The organism is Actinoplanes sp. NPDC023801 (assembly GCF_040639655.1).
Classification (GTDB): Bacteria; Actinomycetota; Actinomycetes; order Mycobacteriales; family Micromonosporaceae; genus Actinoplanes.
Map to the genome: position 1 here is coordinate 1 of NZ_JBFAAI010000054.1, position 20,268 is coordinate 20,268.

Here is a 20,268-nt window from a genome sequence, read left to right on the forward strand (position 1 = left end):
CTCAACGCCTTCGATCTCGCCTTCGAAGGACGACTCACCGCAGCCCGTAACTGACCTTCAACAACATCGAGTTACACCGTTTTCTTGACACTCCCCCGCCATGTACGTCTCTGGCGCTGTCAGATACGCAGTCACGAGATGATTGTGCTTGCCGCAGCTTCGGGATGGCGAGTTCCACCGTGCCGGCGCGGGTGTCCCAGTCGCGGTGCCGGTAGCCGTTACGCGAGTTGGTCCGCTCGTCGCTGCGTTCGCCGTACTCGGCGCCGCAGAGCGCGTCGACTCGGCCGACATCAGCACGTCGGCGAAGGTTTCACCATCGCCCGCAGCAGATCAAGGCTCGCCGATTGAAGATGCTCGCGCAGCAGCTCAGCAACGTTCAGACTTGGTTCTGCGGCCATCGCAGGTCTCTCCTTCCGATCTAGACAATCCGAAGGATCTGCGATGCCGCCTTCGCATACCGGTAAAGACCAGGTCATACACCACTTTGGTGGACGTGACCGGCGAGGACTCAACGGGCGTAGTCAGCGCAACGCGTTGAGAATCATGTCAGTCAGTGTGGCGGTGTCACCCTCAGACATCGGTTCGCCGGTCATGCCCATCCGATGGAGCAGTGTTCCGGTGACGACATCGATGAAGAGCAGGATTCGATCGTCCGGCTCGCCCAGTGCCTCCCGGAGCGCCAGCCGGTATGGCTCCTGGAACCGCGTAGCCAGGATTTCCCGAAGGGCCGGATCGTTGATGGCATCGCTGAACACGCCGGCGAAGGCCGCGCCGGCCCCGGGTTCACTGATCTTGCGCGCGATCCAGCGGACGGCTGACGTCATGACGTCGTCCCGACTGGAACCGTTCAGCGGCACCGGGCCGAAAGCGTCAAGAAGGCAGTCGGCGATCAGCGCACCCTTCGACGACCATCGCCGGTAGAGCGTAGTCTTCGCGACCCCCGCCGCCGCCGCGATCCGATCCATCGTTGCGCCCGCATAACCCAATTCGTGGATGGTGCGCAATGTCGCCGCGAAGACAGTCACGTTGAGGTCCGAGCGAGGACGCCCGACGGCAGTTGGGGTAGAGGCCTGCACCCGAATAGGCTACCGTGCCCATTACGCTACTACCAGTAGCGTAATGTTCCGGGAGGACGCCCATGAAAGCCGGAGCCCCGCTGCTCGCCCGCATCATCCTCAAGGACAGCCTCGACTGGGAAGCCCTCACGGCCGCCCAAGTGATCACCGCGCGGAAGAAGATCAATCGCACGCGATCGTCTCGTGCCGCACGGATTGTCACAGGTCTGCCTGATGGCCGCGCTGACCTGGAGGAACACTCGATCGACCTCCCCGGACGCCGCCTGAATATTCGGGTGCATCGTCCCAGAATCGCCAGCTCGCATCTGCCGTTGATCCTGTCGTTCCACGGCGGAAGCTTCATCGTCGGCACCCCTGCACAGAACGATTGGCTCAACAGTCACCTCGCGGCTCGCTGCCCGGCCGTGGTGGTGTCCGTCGAGTACCGCCTTGCTCCGGAGCACTCGCTACTCGATTCGATGGCGGACGGCTACGACACGCTGCTGCGACTGGTCGACGACCCTTTTGGCTGGGGCATCGATCCCGCAGCCGTGGCGGTCCTCGGTGAGAGCGCGGGCGGCACGCTCGCCACACTCGTCGCGCTGCGTGCCCGCAAGGAGGGCCCCCCATTGCGCGCACAGGTATTGACCTGCCCGTGCACGGACTGGAGCGAGACGATGACCGAGCATCCTTCGGTCGCCAGGAACGCCGGAAACCCCGGACTTTCGTTGTCTCAGCTACGCGCCGGACGCAGGCTGAGCCTGCCCCTCCAGCTTGACCCGGAAACCGTGTCCCCGCTCAAGTTCGCCAGCCTGGCGGATCTGCCGCCCACGCTGGTCGTCTCCGGCGCCCTGGACCCCTTGGAAGATCATGGACGGCGATATGTCGAACGGCTCCGCATGGACGGCGTCGATGCCTGTCTGACCTGCTACCCCAGAGCCATCCACGCGTTCCTCAGCGTGCCCGGCCTGGTCCCGGCAGCCCACCCCGCACGCCGCGAGATCCTCGCCTTGATGCGCCACCACCTGCGTCCCCAAACGGGCTCCACACCACCGGCAGCGTCTTGAACACCCTGCCGTCATGCCCCTCCCCTCCATGCGGTTGCCTTGCGGGACACCTCGGCTCGGCCTTGGCCGGCTTGTGCATCCGGATCTGCCGCTGGCAGCCTGAATAGCATGATCGTCAGAATCAGCGAGGCGCGCGTACGCCCTGGTCGTTTCGAGTCGTTCCGCAACATGATCACGACTGCGGTACGCGAGTTTCCAGCCCGCTATCCAGGACTAGTCGATCACGAGGTACTGCTCGCGCCGCCGGAGACGCTGATATATGTCAGTCGCTGGCGCAGTGAAGACGATCTGGTGGGTTACGCCGGCGAGAATTGGCGTGACCAGCCCGTCATACTTCCGGGAGAGCAGGAATACCTCGTTGCACCGCTTCAGGTGCGGCATTTCACGCTCGCGTCCTTAAGTTGATGGGCGCCACACCATGTGAATATCCGGGAGCGCCGGTCGTCCCATGCACCTCTCCGGGCGCTCTTGGAACTACCGCTATGGCGGGCCGGTGGCCGCGGAATCGTGCCCAGGGCCCCGCGGTGATCGCGGGACCCTTCGCTGAAACGGGACGGCTACCGGGGTGTTCCGAGGCTCTCGACATCGGCGCGGTCGAACCGGTCGAACCGTCCGGGTGTCAGTCCCTGCCGCTCTGCCGTCACCTCGAACCGCCCCAACGGCCAGCCCAGCAGGTCAGCGGCCTCCTGGCCACTCAGACTCCGCGCCAGCCACGCCTCCCGGGCCGCCACCACGGACGCGATCGACTCGACCGGCACCTCGTCCAGAACCTGCAGCGAGTACAACGGCCAGCCCCGGAACTCCCCCACCGACGCCAGCAGCCCTCGCTCGGACAACTCCTGCACATCGCAGCGCTGCACCGCCAGACCGGTCCGCTCGGCGAGCCGCTCGGCGGCCTTCTCCGCCCCCAGACCGGGATGATCACCGACCGCCTCAGCGATACCCGGCCCATGCCCCGCCAACGACTCCACCACCGGCACCGACCACCGGCCGTCCGGCAGATCCGCAGCCGGTATGAGCCCCAGCCCCACCGCACGCGGCACCTGCCACTGCTTCAGCCCCAGCTCACGGGCAAGCTGAATTGGCCCGTAGCGGGCTCCCTTGCTCGCCGGCGCCGGCCCGGCCACCGCGGCAGCATCTCCGGCCGGCACGGACGCAGCCGCACCCGGCGCAACGTAAACGTCACCGACCTGGGCGGCGATCTCCTCCACCCGATCCGGCAGCACCCGCGCCACCTCGTAGGACCAGCGACCCTCGGCCAGATCCGGCTCCGGGATCAACCCACGCTCCCGGGCCCGCCGCACCTGCCACTCCTTGAGCCCCAACCAGCGCGCCAGCTGCCCCGGACCAAACCCGTACTCCGGCCGACTCATGATCACTGCTCCTCCCCGGCTCGGCGACGATCGCGTTCACGCTAACGAAGAGGTCCGACATTCCCGCCTACGCAGGCACGACGCCGAATTGCGCCTGATCGCAACCAGGAGCAGCGACCAGCCCACCCACTCCTGGCCTTCTTACCGCTGATCCGGTGTCCCATCGAGTACCACCGTTCGCGATCCGTCGCGGTCGGCCTTTCTCTTCGACCTCTCCATGGCGTACGACCGGGGAGCGGGGGTCGACGCCGAGATCGATCAGTTTCAGCATCAGGTCCCGCTCCGGAATTTCTCGCCGCCACGATGCTCTTCGGAACCGTGAAGATCTGCCACAGTGCGATGGACACCTACGGGCTGCTCGTCGACAAGGCGAAGTGCACCGGCGAGGCGACCGGCGCGCTCAGCGACCTGGCGGCTGCCGGCGGCGCCCGCACCATGGCGGGGACCTCCGCATAGACACCCGGATATGCTGCGCCGGCGTGACCGCCGCAGCGGTCACGCCGTGATCGCGGCGTCCGGGACCATCATGGATCTGCATCTACGGAGCAGGGCATCTGCGGCCGCGTGTCAGGTGGTCGGCAACACCGGTTTCGGCTCGGCCCGGAAACGGCCCTGCTTCCACGCCATGACAAGGGCCGCCACGCCGACGATCGTGCAGACGAGCAGGGCCGGCAGCGACGCCTCGGGCCCGAAAGCGCCGCCGGTGAGCCACTCGGGGGCGTCCGGGCTGGCTACGCTGCGCGCGATCGGGTTCTCGAAGGTGCTACCGGAGACGGCGGCACCGAACAGGTAGCCCTGAGTGAAGTTCCAGGCGATGTGCACACCGACGGAGACCCAGATACGGCCGGTGAGCGCATAGAACGCGGCGAGCATGATGCCGGCTTCCACGGCGATGCAAAGGGTGGCAACGACGGAGGCCTCCGGGTTGGCCAGGTGGCCGGCACCGAACGCCAGGGCGGAGACAGCGAGGGCGACCCACGGCCCGAACGCCCGCCAGACCAGCCGGAACAGCACCGCCCGGATGAGCAGCTCCTCGAAAACACCGGCCTGGATCGCGAGCCCGGCCGCGTGCCAGGCCGGCGTGGCGCCCAGGAACGTGACGTCGTACAGGCCGGTACCGGCCAGGATCGCCATGACTACCGCCATCAGCAGCACTCCCGTCACCAGACCGATCGCGACACCCTTGAGCGCGGGGCGGGGCGCGATCTCACTGGCCGCACGGTTCTCGCCGAGGCGAACCGCCACCGCATACACACCCAGCACCAGCAGCGCACCTACCGCCCGTACCGCGAACTGGCCGACGTCATCGGAGGGAAACAGCGACCCGACGACATCCGACCACACACCGAATGCGACGGCGACAACGAAGATCAGTACGAACATCCAGCCCAGCGCCCGCAGGGGGCGCCAGCGGCCAGGATGCAGTACGCGGTGGTCGCCCAGGACAGGAGGAAAACCAGCGCGGCCGGCCAGGCGCAGTACCGGCCCGCTGATGTTGATCTCGTTCGTCACGGGGCCGCAGCGTACGGTCACGGCTTTCCCGCGGTACCGGTGGGTGCCGGAGTGCCCACATTGTCGTTGCGCCGAGCCTGACGCAGACGAACACCGAGGACACTCACATCGGTGGCCGGCGGGGCGGCCCCGAGGTCAGCCCACCGGAACCGCGCTGACCTCGGGAGCCGCCGGGGTTCGCAGGGTGACCGCGGCCGCGCCGAAGCCGCCCAGCAACAGCAGCGGGCCGACCACCCCGATCGGGCCGAGACCCAGCAGGAAGAACGCGGCCAGACCTGCCCCGACCAGCGCCGGCACCCACCAGCGCACCACCCGGTCGACGGCCGCGCTGATCGCGACCACGATCAGGCCGAGCAGCGCCAGCAGCATGCCGGGCAGCACCCAGCCCAGGGTGAACGTCAGGTACCCGCCCTGCGTCTCGGCCGCCTGGTCGGCGATCGTGTTGCCGAGGGACTGGCGGGCGGCCAGGTCGAGGTAGTCGCCGAACATCAGCCCGCTGAAGTTGATCAGGCCGAGCACGGTCAGGCCGCCGGCGATCCGGGTGACGCGGCGTCCCGGGGCGGCCAGCGTGAGCACCGCGGGGATGAACAGTACCCACGCCAGGTGCAGGAAGAACGCGCTTGCCTGCCCGAGATCCGGGTGCTTGAGAATGGAGTCGGGCTCGGGCGAGCCGGGCGGCACGGTGGCCATGCCCACGGCGAAGCTCAGTGGCGCGGCGATCATGCAGATCCGGCCCGCGCGCCGCCGGAACGTACCGAACACGTCCGGCTCATCGCCGGCGGCGCGGAAGCCGAGCAACTGCCGGGCTGCCATGCCGTACGCAACGACGAGCGTGACCGGCCCGAGAATGCACAGCGGCAGCGGCGAGATCGCAAAGAGCAGGTAGAGCACCGTCCCGGCGAGGGCCAGGCCCGCGGTCCACCAGTTGATCACCCGGGCCCGGGCGGCGGCGATCGGGGTCAGGATCAGGGCCAGCCCCCAGCCGAAGATCCCGAGTTGCTGCCAGCCCAGCACCGCCCAGGTCTGGTCGGCCATCCGGTCGTCCCAGGCGGCCAGTTGGGCGTCGGTCACGCCGCTCTGCTGCTCGAGGCTGAGCAGGGCGAAGTCTGCCGACATGAGGGCCGCGAAGGTGACCAGACCGACCACCGTCGCCACCCAGGCGAAGATCGCGAGCACCAGGCCACGCCGGCGGACCGGGGCGAGCAGGCCGAGAAAACCGGGGACGAACAGCGCCCAGGCCCAGTGCAGGAGCAGCGAATGCCACTGGGTGGCATCCGGATGGGCCCGGTAGACGCCGTACTCCTCCACCGTGCCCAGCGCCGGATCCACCGCCGTGGAGACGGTCAACGCGATCGGGGCGAGCACCAGGCAGGCCGCGGTAGCTTTGCGCCACATCTGAAGAGTCCTTCCTCGAAGTTCTGGCGACGGACGCTACGAACGGCCGGCCCGGCGGTCACCCGCATGCGGACGGAACTCGGCTCCGCCGCGCGGGGGACGGCGCGTCATCCTCGCGACGGGTTCGGTGGCGCGATCCGCCGACGTACCGTCGGCGCATGATCTCCGATGGGCTGCGCGCGATCCGGCCGACGGATGTCGCCCTGGCCGGTGGCTTCGCGGCGTTCGGGCTCCTCGAGGAGTACTTCATCCGGATGCCGGGCGGCTGGTGGCCGTACGTGCTGGCCGGGGTCTGCGCCCTCATCCTGGTGCGCCGCAGCATCCCGCTGCTCGCGATGCTGCCGCACGTGTTCGCGCCGATCGACATGTTCTACGTCGAGGCGACGATCGCCGGGGAGAAGACGGTCAACTTCCGGTTGTGGCAGATGGTGGCCATGATGATCGCGGCGTACACGGTGGGCCGTTGTGTTCCGCCGACGAGCCGCAGCGGGCGGAGCATGCTCGGCATCGCGCTGATGCTTCTCACCACCGGCATGTACCTGTGGTTCGACGACGGCGACCCGATGGCCGCACTGTTCTTCCCCCTGGCGCCGTACGGGCTGGGCGTGGCCGTGGCGGTGCAGGCGCGCCGCACCGACGAGGCGGCCTCGGCGCGCGCGGCGATCCGGGAACAGCAGGCACGCGAGGCGGTCACGGAGGAGCGGGTGCGGATTGCCCGCGAGCTGCACGACATGGTGGCGCACAGCGTGACCGTGATGGTGATCCAGGCCGGCGTGGTGCGGCGGCGGCTCGACGCGGGCCTGAGCGTCGACCGGGAGTTGCTGCACAGCATCGAGGCGTCGGGGCGGGAGGCGGTCGGGGAGCTGCGCCGTACGCTCGGATTGTTGCGGGGTGAGGGTGTCGACAGCGCTCAGCCGCCCGCCGGACTGGACCGTCTTGACGAGCTGATCGCCCAGGTCCGCGAGGCGGGACTGACGGTGACCATGCGACGGGAGGGGGAGCCGGTGCCGCTGCCGCCCGCGGTCGACCTGTCCGCGTACCGGATCGTCCAGGAGGCATTGACCAATGTCCTCAAGCACGCGGGTCCGGTACGGGTCACGGTGACCGTCGGCTATCGAACCGACGGCCTGCATCTGAGCGTGCTCGACGACGGCGGCGCGGTCGTCATGAACGTCGGCGGCCAGGGGCTGATCGGCATGCGGGAACGGGCGGCGCTGTTCGGCGGCGAGCTGAGGGCCGGCCCGCGGGCGACGGGCGGGTTCGCGGTCGAGGCCCGGCTGCCAGTTCCCGCGGCGGTGGCCCGGTGAGCATCAAGGTGGTGATCGCCGACGACCAGCGGATGGTCCGGGCCGGCCTGCGCATGGTGATCGAGACCGAGCCGGACATGGTCGTGGTGGGCGAGGCGGGGGACGGGGCCGAGGCCGTGACGGTAGCCCGCCGGGTGCGGCCGGACGTCGTCCTCATGGACATCGCCATGCCCCGCCAGGACGGCCTGTCCGCCACCGGAACCCTGCTGGGCTCACCGAATCCGCCGCGGGTCATCGTGCTCACCACGTTCGACTCGGACGAGAACCTGTACCGGGCGTTGCGGGCCGGGGCCAGCGGCTTCCTGCTCAAGGTCTCCTCGCCGGAGCATCTGATCACCGCGATCCGGGTGGTCGCGGCGGGCGAGGCACTGCTCGATCCGGCGGTCACCACGCGGGTGATCGCGGCGTTCGCCGGGCAGCCCGGCCCGCTGCCACCACCCGAGGCGGGCGGGTTGACACCGCGCGAGGCGGAGGTGCTGCGGCTGGTGGCGCGCGGCCTGTCGAATGCCGAGATCGCCGCGGCGCTCACCGTGGGCGAGGCCACGGTGAAGACCCACGTGGCCCGGGTGTTGATGAAGCTCAACCTGCGTGATCGCGTCCAGGCTGTCGTCTTCGCGTACGAGTCGGGGCTCGTCCGCGCTGGCGGGGGCAGCCTGGAGTGACCCACGGCCTCGGACGGCCTTGCGGATGTGGGCGCTGACGCTTCCGATGGGCGATCTCACCAGTGGCAGGGCCGGACATCAGAATTGGACCACGCTGCGTGGGTGAGGTTCGGACTCGGACCTCACCCACGGGCGGTTACAGCGTGATGTTCCAGCTCTGGCAGTTGTTGCCGAGGGCGGTCCACTGCCGTACGGCGGCGCCGTCAGCCGTGGAGCAGTTGGCCACGTCGAGGACCTTGCCGTTGCCGCGGCTCGCGATCAGGTAACGGCCGGCGACCGGGGTGACGCTCCACTGCTGGCAGACGTTGCCGAGAGCGGACCAGAGGTCGACCCCGGTGCCGTCGGCCGTACCGCAGTTCACCGAGTCGAGCAACTTGCCGCTGTTGACGTTGGTGATGGTGTAGTAGCCGCCGGCCACCCGGGTGAAGGTCCACTGCTGGCAGGCGTTGCCCATCGAGGTCCACTGCCGGATACCGGTGCCGTTGGCCGTTCCGCAGTTGACGGCGTCGAGGACCTTGCCGCTGTTCTGGTTGACGATCCGGTACCGGGTGCCCGCCACCGGGAAGCTGACGCTGCCACCCGGGTCACCCGCGGGCGCCGTGATGGTGGCGCCGGAGGCGGCCGGGCTGCCCAGGTTCGGCGTCCCGTCGGCGCTCCAGTTCACCTTCGAGATCCGCGAGGTCCGCGTACCGGCGCAGCCCTGCGTGGCGGAGTCGTTGGCGTGGTAGATCATCCAGTTCTCGGTGCCGTCCGGTGAGGTGAAGAATGCGTGGTGGCCGGGCCCGAAGACGCCGTTGGCGTCGTTGCGCTGGAAGATCGGCGTGCTCTTCTTGGTCCACGCGGTGGCGCTGAGCGGGTTGGTGCCGGTCAGGGTCAGCAAGCCGAGCTTGTAGTCCGGCGTGGTGCATGAGCTGGCGGAGAAGGTGAGGAAGGTCTTGCCGCCGCGCTGAAGGATGTGCGGCGCCTCGTTGACCTTGGCACCGGATGTCTCCCAGGCCAGGGTGGGCGCGGCGATCTTGGTGGCGGCGCCGCTGACCGTCCACGGGTTGCTCATCGGGGCGACGAACAGGCTCTGCTGGTCGCCGACCCAGGCCGAGTAGAAGAAGTACAGCTTGCCGGCGATGGTCGCGACGCTGGCGTCGATGGCCCAGCCGCCGTTCTGCACCTGCAGCTGCGAGGCGAAGTGGTACGGGCCCATCGGGTCGGTACCGCTGCTCTCCAGGACGACCGAACGCTGCCCGTCACAGCACGCGGGGGTGCCCGCGGTGTAGTAGAGGTACCAGCGCTTGCCGTTCGGCCCGTCGAGCAGTTGCATCTCCGGCGCCCAGGCGTTGCAGCACAAGGTCGAGCCGGCGCCGGTGTAGACGACGGTGTAGGCCGCACCGGACAGCTGGTTGACCGACGGGGCCTTCTTCACGACGACCTGATTGTTCCAGGTGGTGGCGGCCAGGTAGTAGTTGCCGTTGTAGTAGCCCATCCACGGGTCGGCACCGTACGGTGCCGGGGCCACCAGGTTGGACGTGGTCGTGGCGGCAGTCGCCGGCGTCGCGGCTCCCGTCAACAGTCCCACGGCGCTCGTGGCCAAGGTCATCGCCAAGGCCAGGGTCGTCCGGCTCACCCGGCGGCGCAGCTTCGATGCCATGCCGTGCCTCTCGTTCAGCCCACCTGAGCAGCGGGGATGCAGGTATGGAGGCGAATTGTGATCGCTAACACGTCATCCCGTCAACATCAGTTCGACGCATTCTCGTAACACCGTGCGCACGCCGCTCCAGCCGACGATTCGGTAGGAGAACACGTCACGTACGGCAGTAAGCCAGAAATCATCTTCATCGAGCGGGATCCGCGTCGCCTTCCACCACTTTCCTGAGTACGCCGACCGCGCGGGTCAGGGTCTCGGGGGTACCGGTGAAGGGGATCCGCAAGTAACGGGTGAGCGTACGGTCGGGGGAGAAGGCCGGTCCGGCCGATAGCTTCAGGCCCAGGTCGGCGGCGCGGGTGGCGAGCGTCGTCGCGTTGGCGCGGTGCAGTCGTAACCACAGGCACAGACCGCCTGGCGGGAGGGTGAAGCTCCATTCGTCGGTGCCGTCGAGCAGGGCGGCGAGGTGGTCGCGCTGGGCGCGCAACCGCTCTCGGCGATCACGGAGCAGGTCACGTGGATCGATGAGGAGCTCGCAGGCGATGAGTTGCTCCAGCGGTGGCGGTGACAGTCGCGCTTGCAGAGGGTTGAGCTGGAGCTCGCGGATGCGCGACGCGTCAGCGCGCAGCCAGCCGACGCGGAGACCTCCCCACACGAGTTTGCTGGTGGACCCGATGGCGATGATGCCGGCTCCGGCCAGGTGCGGGATCGGGTCGGCCGGGATACGCAGGTCCAAGTCGCGCAGTGTCTCGTCGACGATGACGGTCATGTCGTGGCGGGCAGCCAGGTCGGCCACCCTCGTACGCAGGCCGGGGTGCATGAGCGCACCGGTCGGGTTGTGGAAGTCCGGTGTCAGGTAGGCCAGCTTCGGCCGTGTGGCCTGTACGGCGTGGGTCAGATAGTCGGCGTCCCAGCCGGCCGGGGTGAGGGGTGCGGCTACCAGCCGTGCACGGCGTCGCCGCAGGATGCCGAGCGCGCCGTGGTAGGTGGGGCTCTCCACCAGGATCGGGCGGGCGCGGTCGGCCAGGTGATCGACCAGCAGGGTGAGGGCGGCCCGGGCGCCGGAGGTGATGAGGATCTGCTCCGGGCGGGTCGGCAGCCCTTCGCGGGTGTACCGGCCGGCCAGCAGTTCGCGCAGTTGCGGCAGGCCCGCGTCCGGTTCGGCCGCGTCCACCAGCAGGGTGGCCGAGCGTTGCACGGCCCGCCGGGACGCCTCCAGGAAGGCCGCGTGCGGAGCGGCGGGCACCGCTCGGGTGAGGTCCAGCCGGTCACCTTGGTACGCCGACCAAGGCGCGGTGCGGGCGGTGACCTCCGGCGGCAGTTGGACCACGCTGCCGCTGCCGTGCCGGGTCCGCAACCAGCCCGAGTCTCGCAGCGTGGTCAGTGCGGTCACGACGGTGCCACGGCTGACCTGCAGCGCCGTGGCCAGGGAACGTTCCGAGGGCATCCGGGTGCCGACCGGGATCCGCCCGTCGACGACGGCGCAACGGATCGCGGTGGCGAGCGCGTCGACGAGCGGGACCGGCGCCTGCCGCCACTCGCCCAGCAGGGAACCGAACCCGGTGCCATGAGACTCCAGCATTGGTCCACTTTCCCATAAGTGGACCAAGACTCGAGGCGGCGCGGTAAGTACCGTCCCCGTCGCCGACGAAGCAAATGGCAAGGGAGACGGGCATGAACCGATGGCTGCGCGAGACGGCGAGCGGCCTGCCGGCAGCGTTCTGGTACCTGTGGACCGCGTCGCTGATCAACCGGACGGGGGCCGTCGGGCAGCTGTACCTTGGTGTCTATCTGCTGGCGGTACGGCATTTCGACGCCGCGTACGCCGGATTGGTCATCGGTGTCGGGGGACTCGGCACCGCACTTGGTGCGCTGCCGGGCGGGATTCTGGCCGACCGCTGGGGACGGCGCCCGACGATGCTCGCAGCGGGCATCCCGGCGGCGATCACGATGCTTGCCCTCGGCCGTGCCACCGGCCAGACAGCCATTCTGGTCCTGTCCTTGTTGCTCGGCGTGTTTCTCGGCGCTGTCCGGCCGGCGTTCACCGCGTCCATCATCGACGTCGTCGCCGAGCAGGACCGGAATCGGGCCCTGAATCTCAACTACTGGGCGTTCAACCTCGGCTCCGGTGCGGCGGCACTGCTTGCCGGCGTGATGGTCACCACGAACCCGGCGCTACTGTTCGCGTTGAACGCCGGTGTGCTGCTGTTCTCGACCCTGCTGGTGGCGCTGAAAGTGCCTGAGACACGTCCCGCCGCTGCTGCGACGGCCACCAGGTCGGCCGGGCTTGGCGTCGTCGTCCGGGATCGAGTTTTCATGACGTTCGTCGGGCTCGCCATGTTCGGCTGGACGATGATCGAGACCAACAAGATGCTGCCCGCCTCGCTCGACGCCGACGGCCTGGATACGACCTCGTACGGACAGGTCATCGTGGTCAACATGGCGCTGATCGTGGTCGGGCAACTGTTCCTGCTCAGACTCGCGGAACGCCGGCGCCACGAACACGTACTGGCCGCCTCGGCAGCGGTTGCCGGGCTCGGATTCGGACTGGTCGCCTTCGCCGACACCCTGTGGGCGTACGCCGTGACCGTGGCGGTCTGGACCGTCGGCGAGATGCTGATGACGGTGGCGAACTCCGCCCTGACCGTAGAACTCGCACCACCCGAGGCGCGCGGCCGATACCAGGGCGTGTTCGGATTCGGCTTGACCGCCGCGATGTTCCTCGGCCCGGCACTCGGCGGGCTCGTCGCCACCCGATTCGGTCCTGACACGCTGTGGGTTGCGGTTCTTTGCCTCGGACTGCTCCTGGCGGCGGCGAACCTGGCGGCCGGTCCGCCACGGCGCCGTCGCTTGGCGGTGCTCCGGCACGTGGCGGGGTGTGATGTCCAGGGGTGACCAACCCGCGTCTCGGGAGGCGACGCGGGTGGGTCACCCCTGGAAGAAGTCGTGGAGCTCGGCCGTGACCGGGCGGTCAGGACGGGTCGTAGGCGCCGGCGGCGAACTCCTCGAGCAGCGACCGGCGGGACGGCTTCCAGCCCAGCTCGCGACGTGCTTTCTCGCCGGTGGCCTGCTGATCGAGCAGCAGTGCCTCACCGAACCCGCCGAGGCGCGCGACCAGCGCGGCGGCGTCCTCGGCCACCACGCGGCCGTCCAGGCCCAGCCGGTGGGACGCGGCCTCGCCCAGCTCGCGGACCGTGGGGTTCTGGCCGCTCACCCCGAGATACACCGAGCCGCTCTCCGCCTTCTCCAGCGCCAGCACGTACAGCTCCGCCAAGTCGTCGACATGCACGCTTGTCCAGTGTTGTGTCCCGGGGCCGACCAGTCTCAGCGCGGCCGGGTCGCCGGCCCGTTCGCCCGCGAACACCTGGGTGGGGATGCCGATGCCGTGACCGTAGACGGTGCCGGGCTCGATGACGATCGACCGGATGCCGGCTGCGTCCAGGACCCGCGAGTCGATCTTCTCGTACCACGCGACCAGCGGCGGCGCGTTGCGCGGCGTCTCCTCGGTGATGTCCGGTGCCGAGCCGTGCACCCAGACACCGCTGGTACGCAGGAACGTGGCGTGCGGCCGCACACTGTCGAGGACGGCCTCGGCGAACGCCGTCTCGACCGGGTTGCTGGTCGCGTCGCCCGGCGAGGCGGTGGCGATCACGGCTTCGGCGCCCGCGGCCAGACTGCGTACGAGGTCGAGGTCTCGAATGTCGCCGACGACGGCCTCGGCGCCGGCAGCGCGTACGGTGGCCGCCTTCTTCTCCGAGCGCACCAGCGCCGTGACGGAGTGGCCGGCGGGGATCAGGGCCTGCAGGACCGCCGAGCCGATGTGGCCGGTGGCGCCGGTCAGGAAGATGTTCATGGTGACGAGCTCCTTGATCAAGATCGGATGTCTCGCCAAGACTGCCGCTGCCACGTGTTCGTGGCCAACGAATGGTTCCGATGTCCTTCATCGGGCTTGACGATTAACATCGTCGCGTGGAGCAACGTCAACTGCAGTACTTCGTGGCCGTCGCCGAGGAGCTCAACTTCACCCGCGCCGCCCAGCGCACCCATGCCGTGCAGTCGACGGTGTCGGCGAGCATCCGGGCGCTCGAGCGGCACCTGGGCACACCCCTGTTCGAGCGCAGCACCAGCAAGGTCGCCCTCACCGATGCCGGTAAGGCGTTGCTGCCCGAGGCGCGCCGGGCGCTCGACGCCCTCGACCAGGCCCGCGCCGCGGTCGCCGGCCTCCGTGACGGGCTGACCGGCAGCCTGCGCGTCGGTACGATCTCCGGGCTCACCGCCGTCGATCTGCCGGGTCTGGTCAGCGACTTCCGCGGCCGCCACCCCGGCGTGCGGCTGAGCCTGAGCATGGCAGCCGGGGGGACGGACGGGCTCCTGGCCGCTCTGCGCGCCCGCGACCTCGACGTCGCGTTCGTTGCCGTCCAGACCGCGAACGTGCCCGACCTGCACCTGGACCCCATCGCCGAGTTCCAGCCGCGCCTGCTCGTCCCGCTCGGCCATCCGCTGGCCGGGCGAGCCGCGGTGAGCCCGGCCGCGTTGGCCGACGAGCCGTTCATCGACCTTCCACCCGGCTTCTGCAACCGCGTCCGCACCGACCACGACTTCCGCCGGGCCGGCATCACCCGCACCATCGCCGTCGAGGTCAGCGACATCACCACCATCCCCGGCTACGTCGAGTCGGGCATCGGCCTGGCCCTGGTGCCGCCGCTGGCCGCCGAGGACGGCCGCCGGGTCGCCGCGGTCGACCTCGAGCCCCCCGCCGCGTCATGGACCCTGGCCGCGGCCAGCCTCGGTGGCCCTGCGCCGAACCCGGCCGTCCGGGCGTTCCTCGATGCGATCGACACGCACGTCGTACGCCGGGATCGCTACTAGGGCCCGGCCATTCCGATCGGATGGGCGGCTGATCATCTGCCCGCCCTCTCGCTCCTGCTTGCGTTGGAGCGTGCTCCAACCCCTACCGTCGGGGCCATGAACGTGAACGAGCAGTTGGCGGAGGCTCTGCGGCTCGCCGTCGACCCGCCGGGCGGAGTCTCCGTCGAGGCCCTGCAGGACCTGGTTCTCGACGACCGGTCCCGGCAGTGGGACATCGCGACGGCGGCCCAGCACGTCGGGGTGAGCCCGCACACGCTGCGCTACTACGAGCGGGCCGGCCTGGTCACGGTGCCACGCAACCCGGCCGGACACCGCGTCTACGACGCCCCGGCGGTCCGGCGCCTGGTGTTCCTGACCCGGATGCGCACCTCCGGGATGCCGATCAGCGACCTGCGCCAGTACGTCGAACTCGTCGACCGCGGTGACGTCACCATCCCCGACCGCCTCGACCTGCTCGTGGAACACCGCGACACGCTCCGGGCCCAGCTCGCCCAGATACAGCTGGCCCTGGCCGCCACCGAATACAAGATCGCGACGTACGGAGGATCGACCCAACCGTGAGCACCGCACAGCACGACATCGCCAGCACCGGAAACCTTGATCGGCGCAACCATGGCCTGGATGTTCTCTCCACGATCGACGGTCACGCCGGAACCGCGGTGATCGACGCGCTCGCCGAGATCTCACCCGCGCTGGGCCACCACGTGGCGGCGTTCGCGTTCGGCGACATCTACGACCGGCCCGGCCTCGATGCCCGGTCCCGCCAACTCGTCACCATCGGCATCCTGACCGCACTCGGCGGATGCGAACCCCAGCTCAAGGTCCACGTGGGCGCCGCGCTCAACGTCGGCCTGACCCCCGACGAGATCGTCGAAGCGATGCTGCACTCGGCCGTCTATGCCGGTTTCCCGCGTGCCCTGAACGCCACTTTCGCCGCGAAAGAGGTTTTCGAGAGCCACGGCGTACGCCCTTCGGCGGCTTCGCCGAGCTGATGAGGCACGGAGGGGCTTGCCTGGGCGGCGCCCCGACAGCGGGGGCGGGCGAAAGTCGTGCGACCGGTCAGGCGCGTGCGAGGTGCAGGCCGATGTTGGCGCCGAGCCCTTGGCCGTATGCGAGCTGGATGAGGAACTCGACGGCGGGTTCCAGGTAACGGGCATTGGTTAACGGGCCGGCGTCGAGGGCCTCGAAGCCGAGCTCGTTGCCGAGGGCGATGACGGCTTGCTTGGCTTCCGTGTCGTCGCCGGCGACCGGAAGGAGTTGCTTGACGCCGCCGAGGACGGGCGTGGCGAGCGTGGCGGCGAAGACGGTGTTGAACGCCTTGACCACCCGTGAGCGGGGCAGCCGCTCGGCCACCTGCTCGCCGGCCGAGGTGCTGTGGCCGATGGTCAGTGACATGTAGTCGGTGGCGAGCGGGTTGGTCGCGTCGATCACCACTTTGCCGGCCAGCGCATCGCGGACCTCGTCGGTGAGCAGGGCATCGATCGCGGTGAACGGCACCGCGATCACGGCGAGGTCGGCTGCGGCAGCAGCGTCGGCGGCGCTGCCGGTCTCCGCACCCGAGATCGCCGCGGCCGCGGCCAGTCGCGGCGAGCCGGGCTCGCTGGCGGCGAGGAGCACATGGTGGCCGACCTCGATCAGCCGGGCGGCAAGAGCGGATCCGACATTGCCGGCACCCAGAACTGCAATCTTCACGGTCTTCTCCCTGCATCGTCGTGTTCGGCCGGCGCCATGTCGCGACCCAGCCGGTCGTAGTTCGAATTCGAACGACGAGACGACACTAAACCTAGTTCCAATTCGAATCAACTGAGGGCTCGGTCACATGTAGTTCGAGTTCGAACTAGCTGTTATCGTCGGGGCATGACCGAACGGTGGCTCGATGAGGTCGAGATGCGGGCGTGGGTGGCTTTCCTCGACACCAGCAATCTTCTGCTTCAGCGCATCAACCAGCAGCTGCGCGAGGACGGTGGGCTGACTCAACCGCAGTACGAGCTGCTCACCCGCCTCGCCGAGGCACCCGGGCAACAAATGCGGATGGCCGAACTGGCCCTCGCGCTCGTCACGTCCCGCAGCGGTCTCACCTACCAGGTCACCCAGCTGGAGAAGGCGGGCCTCGTTCGGCGGGAAGCCTGTGCCAGCGATGACCGGGGCATCCTTGCCGTGCTCACCGCGCAGGGGGAACAGGCTCTGCTCAAGGCCGCGCCCGGGCACCTGCGGGTGGTCCGGGAGAACCTGATCGACCTGCTCGATCGGGATCAACTGACCACCCTCGCCGACACCCTCGGCCGGGCCCGGACCCACCTGCGCTCCGCCGGGAACGGCTGAAATCTTGTCGCCCACCCGGCGCGGAGGCACGCGCCTTCGGCCGTCGACCCTGGAGCTCGGTATTACGCCTCTCGCGTGACGGCCAGGCCTGCCTGCGGTTCGGCCGGCGCGATGCCGCCCGCGACGGCCGGGGGTGACCGGAATCCCTTGACGATCAGGTAGATGGCAAGACTGACTTCCCAGGCGAACACGGGAAGGGCGGCGACCGTGCCGACCGTGGAGACCTGCTCGTAGAGACCGAACATCACGGCGCCCGCCGAGATGCAGATGAGGACGCCTCCGATGAGGCCCAGTGCGGCGATGAAGCGCGGCACGAGCCGGGACCGGTACAGCAGGTAGGCGAGCAGCAGGCTGTTGAGTCCGAGGAGCACGTTGGGGCCGAGCAGGAACGTCCAGTCGTGGATGGCGACGAGTGACTTGCCGGCGGCGACGAGCGCCGCGCTGTCGGTACCCGGGGTTCCCGCGAAACCCTGCCGCATCGTCACAGCCGACAGGACACTGACGATCCCGACGAGGATGACGACGGCTTCCAGCAGCCGGGTGCAGAGGTAACCAAGAGCGACGCTGTGGCTCTGGTTACGAACGACCGGGTACAGGGTGACGCCGGTTCCGACGATGGCGGCAACGAGGACCAGTTCGAAGAATCCGCCCATCAGCACGCGGTTGTCGGCGCCGGCTCCGATTACGTAGTTCGGGTTGCTCAGCACCGGCTGGTACAGCAACAGGCCAGCTATCGCGGCGACCTCGGTGATCAGGAAGAACGCCCCCGCGGCCACTGCGGTCCCTCGGGTAGGACTCATTCTGATCTCTCTTTCAATATTGGTGTACGGCGTACACCCAGTGATCGGGAACGTTACGTGTACGCTGTACACCTGTCAAGATCGGGCCGGTGTGATCGGTGATGGAGGGAGATGCGAGGGTGGAGCAGACGGAAGGCGCACGCCGTAACCCGTTGAGCCCGGGCCGCATCCTGCACACCGCCGTCGCGCTCGCCGACGAAGGCGGGATCGACTCCGTCAGCATGCGCAAGCTCGCACAAGAGCTCGGCGTCGTCCCGATGGCGCTGTACAAGCACATCGCGAACAAGGACGAACTCCTGGACGGGATGATCGACGTCGTCGTGAGCGAGATCGACCCACCCGGTGCCGGGCTCGACTGGAAGACCGCCGTCCGGCAAAGGATCCTCTCCGCACGACGAGCACTCCTGTGCCACACCTGGGCTTCACGCGTGATCGAGTCGCGCACCACGCCCACGCCGGCCGTACTGGCGTACATGGATTCGATGATCGGAATGCTTCTGTCCGGTGGCCTCTCCGTCGACCTGACGCACCACGTGATGCATGCCCTGGGAAGCCGCATCCTCGGGTTCAGCCAGGAACTGTTCACTCCCTCCGCAAGCGTGGACCCCCGGGAGGCGGCGACCGCGGTCCGCGCTATGTCGGGCACGTATCCTCACCTCGCCAAAGTCGCGGCACGGGTCGACCACGACGAGGGGGCCGTCGTCGGCCCGGGCTGTGACGATCAGTTCGAGTTCGAGTTCGCCCTCGACCTGCTCCTTGACGGAATCGAGGCGCTCCGGGTGCGCAGATGGAGCTCCCACTCGAGTCAGCAGGCAGCGCCATGAGCCCGCCTCGAGGTCGTTCTCGCTGACGATCCAACAGTCGCGGTCGGGCGGCCTCTCGCTGTGCCAGTTCCAGCGCCTCGACTCCTCTCTCGATGTCGTCGGGCACCGTGCTGCACGTGTGTGGTTCACCGAGCTCCGCTGGGTTTGCCGGCCGGGTCCACGCAGCGCCGTCCTGGCCGTTCACCGCGTGCACCGAGCTGTGTGCCAGCACGGTTTGCGTCGTGGCGGGTAGGCCGAGCCGGTTCCAGTGGAACAGGACGTGGTGGGTGAGGACGTCGCGTAGGCCTCGCTGCAGCAGTCCCGCGCGGTCTGTATCTGCCAAAGCCCTGCCGGCTGGGGGTTGCAGACACTTCCGGTGCCGGCCGGGTCGAGAGGGCGGGGGACGTTTCATCGCCCGGTCCGGAGGTACTCCGCAGCCATGGGTGAAGATGCAGGTGGCAGGCCTGAATTCGTCGTAGTTGCCAACCGGCTACCGGTCGACGAGATAACTGACGACGACGGACAGCGCCGATGGGAGCGCAGTCCTGGAGGGCTGGTCAGCGCTCTGCAGCCGGTCGTACGTCAGATGCGCGGAGCCTGGGTCGGGTGGACAGGCAGCGCAGGAGAGGCGCCTGAGCCGTTCGACATTGACGGCATGCAGTTGCGGCCCGTGCCGCTGAGCGCCGAGGAGGTCGACCGGTACTACGAGGGCCAGTCGAACGCCACCATCTGGCCGCTGTTCCACGATCTGGTCGAGCAGCCGACCCATCGCCGTGAGTGGCGACAGGCTTACGAGGCGGTGAACCGCCGCTTCGCCCGAGCCGCAGCGGAGGTGGCCGCACCGGACGCGACGGTCTGGGTGCATGACTATCAGTTGCTCCTGGTGCCGGCGATGCTGCGCGAGTTGCGGCCGGACGTGCGTATCGGGTTCTTCCTGCACATCCCCTTCCCGCCGGTTGAGCTGTTCATGCAGCTACCGCGCCGCCGGGAGCTGCTGAAGGGGTTGCTCGGCGCCGACGTGGTCGGCTTCCAGGGTGCCCTGGCAGCACAGAACTTCCTCCGCCTGACAGGGCAGCTTTTAGGACTGGAGCCGAAAGACGACCGGGTCGAGGTCGACGGACGTACCGTCGTGGCGCGAGCCTTCCCGATCTCCATCGACTTCGCGGAGGTGGATCAGCTCGCCGCCGACCCCGCGGTGCAGCAGCGGGCCAGGCAGCTACGGACCGAACTCGGCGGAGACCGGCGCCTACTGCTGGGCGTCGACCGCCTCGACTACACCAAAGGCATCGAACAACGACTTGAGGCCTACCATGACCTGCTCGCCGACGGAGAGATCTCCAACGACGACGTCGTGCTGGTGCAGGTAGCCACGCCCAGCCGGCAACGCATCGCGCAATATCAGCAGCTACGCGAGCGCGTCGAACGCGAGGTCGGGCGCACCAACGGTGAATTCGGCGATGTCGGCCG

21 protein-coding genes and 1 pseudogene are annotated in these 20,268 nt (G+C 68.7%); 12 read left to right on the forward strand and 10 right to left on the reverse strand.

The annotated features are described in order from the left end of the window. Window positions 1–151: 151 nt before the first annotated feature. Window positions 152–398 (reverse strand): annotated as a pseudogene (locus AB0G04_RS43400) (transposase); the annotation flags it as partial. A 123-nt stretch (window positions 399–521) separates the two neighbouring features. Next, on the reverse strand, window positions 522–1,025 hold the full coding sequence (locus AB0G04_RS43405; protein ID WP_360996364.1) for a TetR/AcrR family transcriptional regulator: 504 nt from the start codon (window positions 1,023–1,025) through the stop codon (window positions 522–524). Between the two features lie 113 nt (window positions 1,026–1,138). Here AB0G04_RS43405 and AB0G04_RS43410 point away from each other — a divergent pair, with 113 nt between their 5' ends. Together AB0G04_RS43410 and AB0G04_RS43415 are read left to right on the forward strand one after the other, a co-directional pair. Continuing rightward, a complete protein-coding gene (locus AB0G04_RS43410) occupies window positions 1,139–2,122 on the forward strand; it encodes an alpha/beta hydrolase (protein WP_360996367.1) in 984 nt (327 codons plus the stop codon). A 108-nt stretch (window positions 2,123–2,230) separates the two neighbouring features. Continuing rightward, window positions 2,231–2,527: an antibiotic biosynthesis monooxygenase gene (locus AB0G04_RS43415; RefSeq protein WP_360996370.1), complete on the forward strand. Its 297-nt coding sequence runs from the start codon at window positions 2,231–2,233 to the stop codon at window positions 2,525–2,527. Window positions 2,528–2,679: 152 nt separating this feature from the next. Here AB0G04_RS43415 and AB0G04_RS43420 read toward each other — a convergent pair whose 3' ends face one another. Continuing rightward, on the reverse strand, window positions 2,680–3,495 hold the full coding sequence (locus tag AB0G04_RS43420; RefSeq protein WP_360996372.1) for a hypothetical protein: 816 nt from the start codon (window positions 3,493–3,495) through the stop codon (window positions 2,680–2,682). 303 nt (window positions 3,496–3,798) lie between these two features. Here AB0G04_RS43420 and AB0G04_RS43425 point away from each other — a divergent pair, with 303 nt between their 5' ends. Then, on the forward strand, window positions 3,799–3,951 hold the full coding sequence (locus AB0G04_RS43425) for a hypothetical protein (protein WP_360996375.1): 153 nt from the start codon (window positions 3,799–3,801) through the stop codon (window positions 3,949–3,951). 111 nt (window positions 3,952–4,062) lie between these two features. Here the strand turns inward: AB0G04_RS43425 and AB0G04_RS43430 are convergent, their stop codons facing one another. Continuing rightward, the gene (locus tag AB0G04_RS43430; RefSeq protein ID WP_360996378.1) at window positions 4,063–5,007 is read right to left on the reverse strand and encodes a type II CAAX endopeptidase family protein; all 945 of its coding nucleotides are present in this window, start codon (window positions 5,005–5,007) and stop codon (window positions 4,063–4,065) included. A 135-nt stretch (window positions 5,008–5,142) separates the two neighbouring features. Further along, the gene (locus tag AB0G04_RS43435) at window positions 5,143–6,402 is read right to left on the reverse strand and encodes a hypothetical protein (protein ID WP_360996381.1); all 1,260 of its coding nucleotides are present in this window, start codon (window positions 6,400–6,402) and stop codon (window positions 5,143–5,145) included. Window positions 6,403–6,560: 158 nt separating this feature from the next. On the opposite strand from AB0G04_RS43435, the gene AB0G04_RS43440 reads away from it, so the two are divergent. Continuing rightward, window positions 6,561–7,709 carry a sensor histidine kinase gene (locus AB0G04_RS43440; RefSeq protein ID WP_360996384.1) on the forward strand — a complete coding sequence of 383 codons (1,149 nt, stop codon included), beginning with the start codon at window positions 6,561–6,563 and terminating at the stop codon, window positions 7,707–7,709. Further along, window positions 7,706–8,371, forward strand: coding sequence for a response regulator transcription factor (locus AB0G04_RS43445; RefSeq protein ID WP_360996387.1), 666 nt, complete (start codon window positions 7,706–7,708; stop codon window positions 8,369–8,371). Before AB0G04_RS43440 ends, AB0G04_RS43445 begins: the two co-directional genes overlap by 4 nt. Window positions 8,372–8,507: 136 nt before the next feature. Here the strand turns inward: AB0G04_RS43445 and AB0G04_RS43450 are convergent, their stop codons facing one another. Further along, entirely contained in the window at window positions 8,508–10,013 is a 1,506-nt protein-coding gene (locus tag AB0G04_RS43450) for a family 43 glycosylhydrolase (protein WP_360996390.1), read from the reverse strand. A 184-nt stretch (window positions 10,014–10,197) separates the two neighbouring features. Beyond that, window positions 10,198–11,589: a PLP-dependent aminotransferase family protein gene (locus AB0G04_RS43455; RefSeq protein ID WP_360996393.1), complete on the reverse strand. Its 1,392-nt coding sequence runs from the start codon at window positions 11,587–11,589 to the stop codon at window positions 10,198–10,200. Window positions 11,590–11,681: 92 nt separating this feature from the next. On the opposite strand from AB0G04_RS43455, the gene AB0G04_RS43460 reads away from it, so the two are divergent. Then, entirely contained in the window at window positions 11,682–12,902 is a 1,221-nt protein-coding gene (locus tag AB0G04_RS43460; RefSeq protein ID WP_360996396.1) for an MFS transporter, read from the forward strand. 76 nt (window positions 12,903–12,978) lie between these two features. Here AB0G04_RS43460 and AB0G04_RS43465 read toward each other — a convergent pair whose 3' ends face one another. Further along, complete coding sequence (locus AB0G04_RS43465; RefSeq protein ID WP_360996399.1) at window positions 12,979–13,860, reverse strand: NAD-dependent epimerase/dehydratase family protein; 882 nt, start codon at window positions 13,858–13,860, stop codon at window positions 12,979–12,981. 116 nt (window positions 13,861–13,976) lie between these two features. Between AB0G04_RS43465 and AB0G04_RS43470 the strand changes: the two genes are divergently transcribed. From AB0G04_RS43470 to AB0G04_RS43480, 3 genes are all read left to right on the forward strand, one after another. Beyond that, on the forward strand, window positions 13,977–14,876 hold the full coding sequence (locus AB0G04_RS43470; RefSeq protein WP_360996402.1) for a LysR family transcriptional regulator: 900 nt from the start codon (window positions 13,977–13,979) through the stop codon (window positions 14,874–14,876). Between the two features lie 96 nt (window positions 14,877–14,972). Further along, on the forward strand, window positions 14,973–15,437 hold the full coding sequence (locus tag AB0G04_RS43475; RefSeq protein ID WP_360996405.1) for a MerR family transcriptional regulator: 465 nt from the start codon (window positions 14,973–14,975) through the stop codon (window positions 15,435–15,437). Further along, window positions 15,434–15,868, forward strand: a complete 435-nt coding sequence (locus AB0G04_RS43480) for a carboxymuconolactone decarboxylase family protein (RefSeq protein ID WP_360996408.1) — start codon at window positions 15,434–15,436, stop codon at window positions 15,866–15,868. The genes AB0G04_RS43475 and AB0G04_RS43480 overlap by 4 nt, the downstream gene beginning before the upstream one ends. Window positions 15,869–15,935: 67 nt before the next feature. Here the strand turns inward: AB0G04_RS43480 and AB0G04_RS43485 are convergent, their stop codons facing one another. Next, on the reverse strand, window positions 15,936–16,568 hold the full coding sequence (locus AB0G04_RS43485; RefSeq protein WP_360996411.1) for an NAD(P)-binding domain-containing protein: 633 nt from the start codon (window positions 16,566–16,568) through the stop codon (window positions 15,936–15,938). Between the two features lie 165 nt (window positions 16,569–16,733). On the opposite strand from AB0G04_RS43485, the gene AB0G04_RS43490 reads away from it, so the two are divergent. Continuing rightward, complete coding sequence (locus AB0G04_RS43490; protein ID WP_360996414.1) at window positions 16,734–17,198, forward strand: MarR family transcriptional regulator; 465 nt, start codon at window positions 16,734–16,736, stop codon at window positions 17,196–17,198. A gap of 62 nt (window positions 17,199–17,260) precedes the next feature. Here the strand turns inward: AB0G04_RS43490 and AB0G04_RS43495 are convergent, their stop codons facing one another. Continuing rightward, the gene (locus tag AB0G04_RS43495; protein WP_360996417.1) at window positions 17,261–17,998 is read right to left on the reverse strand and encodes a DUF4386 domain-containing protein; all 738 of its coding nucleotides are present in this window, start codon (window positions 17,996–17,998) and stop codon (window positions 17,261–17,263) included. 119 nt (window positions 17,999–18,117) lie between these two features. Here AB0G04_RS43495 and AB0G04_RS43500 point away from each other — a divergent pair, with 119 nt between their 5' ends. After that, complete coding sequence (locus AB0G04_RS43500) at window positions 18,118–18,822, forward strand: TetR/AcrR family transcriptional regulator (protein WP_360996420.1); 705 nt, start codon at window positions 18,118–18,120, stop codon at window positions 18,820–18,822. A 418-nt stretch (window positions 18,823–19,240) separates the two neighbouring features. Then, the coding region (locus tag AB0G04_RS43505) for a trehalose-6-phosphate synthase (protein WP_360996423.1) at window positions 19,241–20,268 on the forward strand (1,028 nt) is incomplete at its 3' end.

Excerpts from the sequence above, each read along its gene's own strand:
- AB0G04_RS43410 (WP_360996367.1), top strand. The coding sequence starts at position 1,139 with ATGAAAGCCGGAGCCCCGCTGCTCGCCCGCATCATCCTCAAGGACAGC.
- AB0G04_RS43415 (WP_360996370.1), top strand. The coding sequence starts at position 2,231 with ATGATCGTCAGAATCAGCGAGGCGCGCGTACGCCCTGGTCGTTTCGAG.
- AB0G04_RS43420 (WP_360996372.1), bottom strand. The coding sequence starts at position 3,495 with ATGAGTCGGCCGGAGTACGGGTTTGGTCCGGGGCAGCTGGCGCGCTGG.
- AB0G04_RS43425 (WP_360996375.1), top strand. The coding sequence starts at position 3,799 with ATGCTCTTCGGAACCGTGAAGATCTGCCACAGTGCGATGGACACCTAC.
- AB0G04_RS43435 (WP_360996381.1), bottom strand. The coding sequence starts at position 6,402 with ATGTGGCGCAAAGCTACCGCGGCCTGCCTGGTGCTCGCCCCGATCGCG.
- AB0G04_RS43440 (WP_360996384.1), top strand. The coding sequence starts at position 6,561 with ATGATCTCCGATGGGCTGCGCGCGATCCGGCCGACGGATGTCGCCCTG.
- AB0G04_RS43450 (WP_360996390.1), bottom strand. The coding sequence starts at position 10,013 with ATGGCATCGAAGCTGCGCCGCCGGGTGAGCCGGACGACCCTGGCCTTG.
- AB0G04_RS43455 (WP_360996393.1), bottom strand. The coding sequence starts at position 11,589 with ATGCTGGAGTCTCATGGCACCGGGTTCGGTTCCCTGCTGGGCGAGTGG.
- AB0G04_RS43460 (WP_360996396.1), top strand. The coding sequence starts at position 11,682 with ATGAACCGATGGCTGCGCGAGACGGCGAGCGGCCTGCCGGCAGCGTTC.
- AB0G04_RS43465 (WP_360996399.1), bottom strand. The coding sequence starts at position 13,860 with ATGAACATCTTCCTGACCGGCGCCACCGGCCACATCGGCTCGGCGGTC.
- AB0G04_RS43475 (WP_360996405.1), top strand. The coding sequence starts at position 14,973 with ATGAACGTGAACGAGCAGTTGGCGGAGGCTCTGCGGCTCGCCGTCGAC.
- AB0G04_RS43490 (WP_360996414.1), top strand. The coding sequence starts at position 16,734 with ATGACCGAACGGTGGCTCGATGAGGTCGAGATGCGGGCGTGGGTGGCT.
- AB0G04_RS43495 (WP_360996417.1), bottom strand. The coding sequence starts at position 17,998 with ATGAGTCCTACCCGAGGGACCGCAGTGGCCGCGGGGGCGTTCTTCCTG.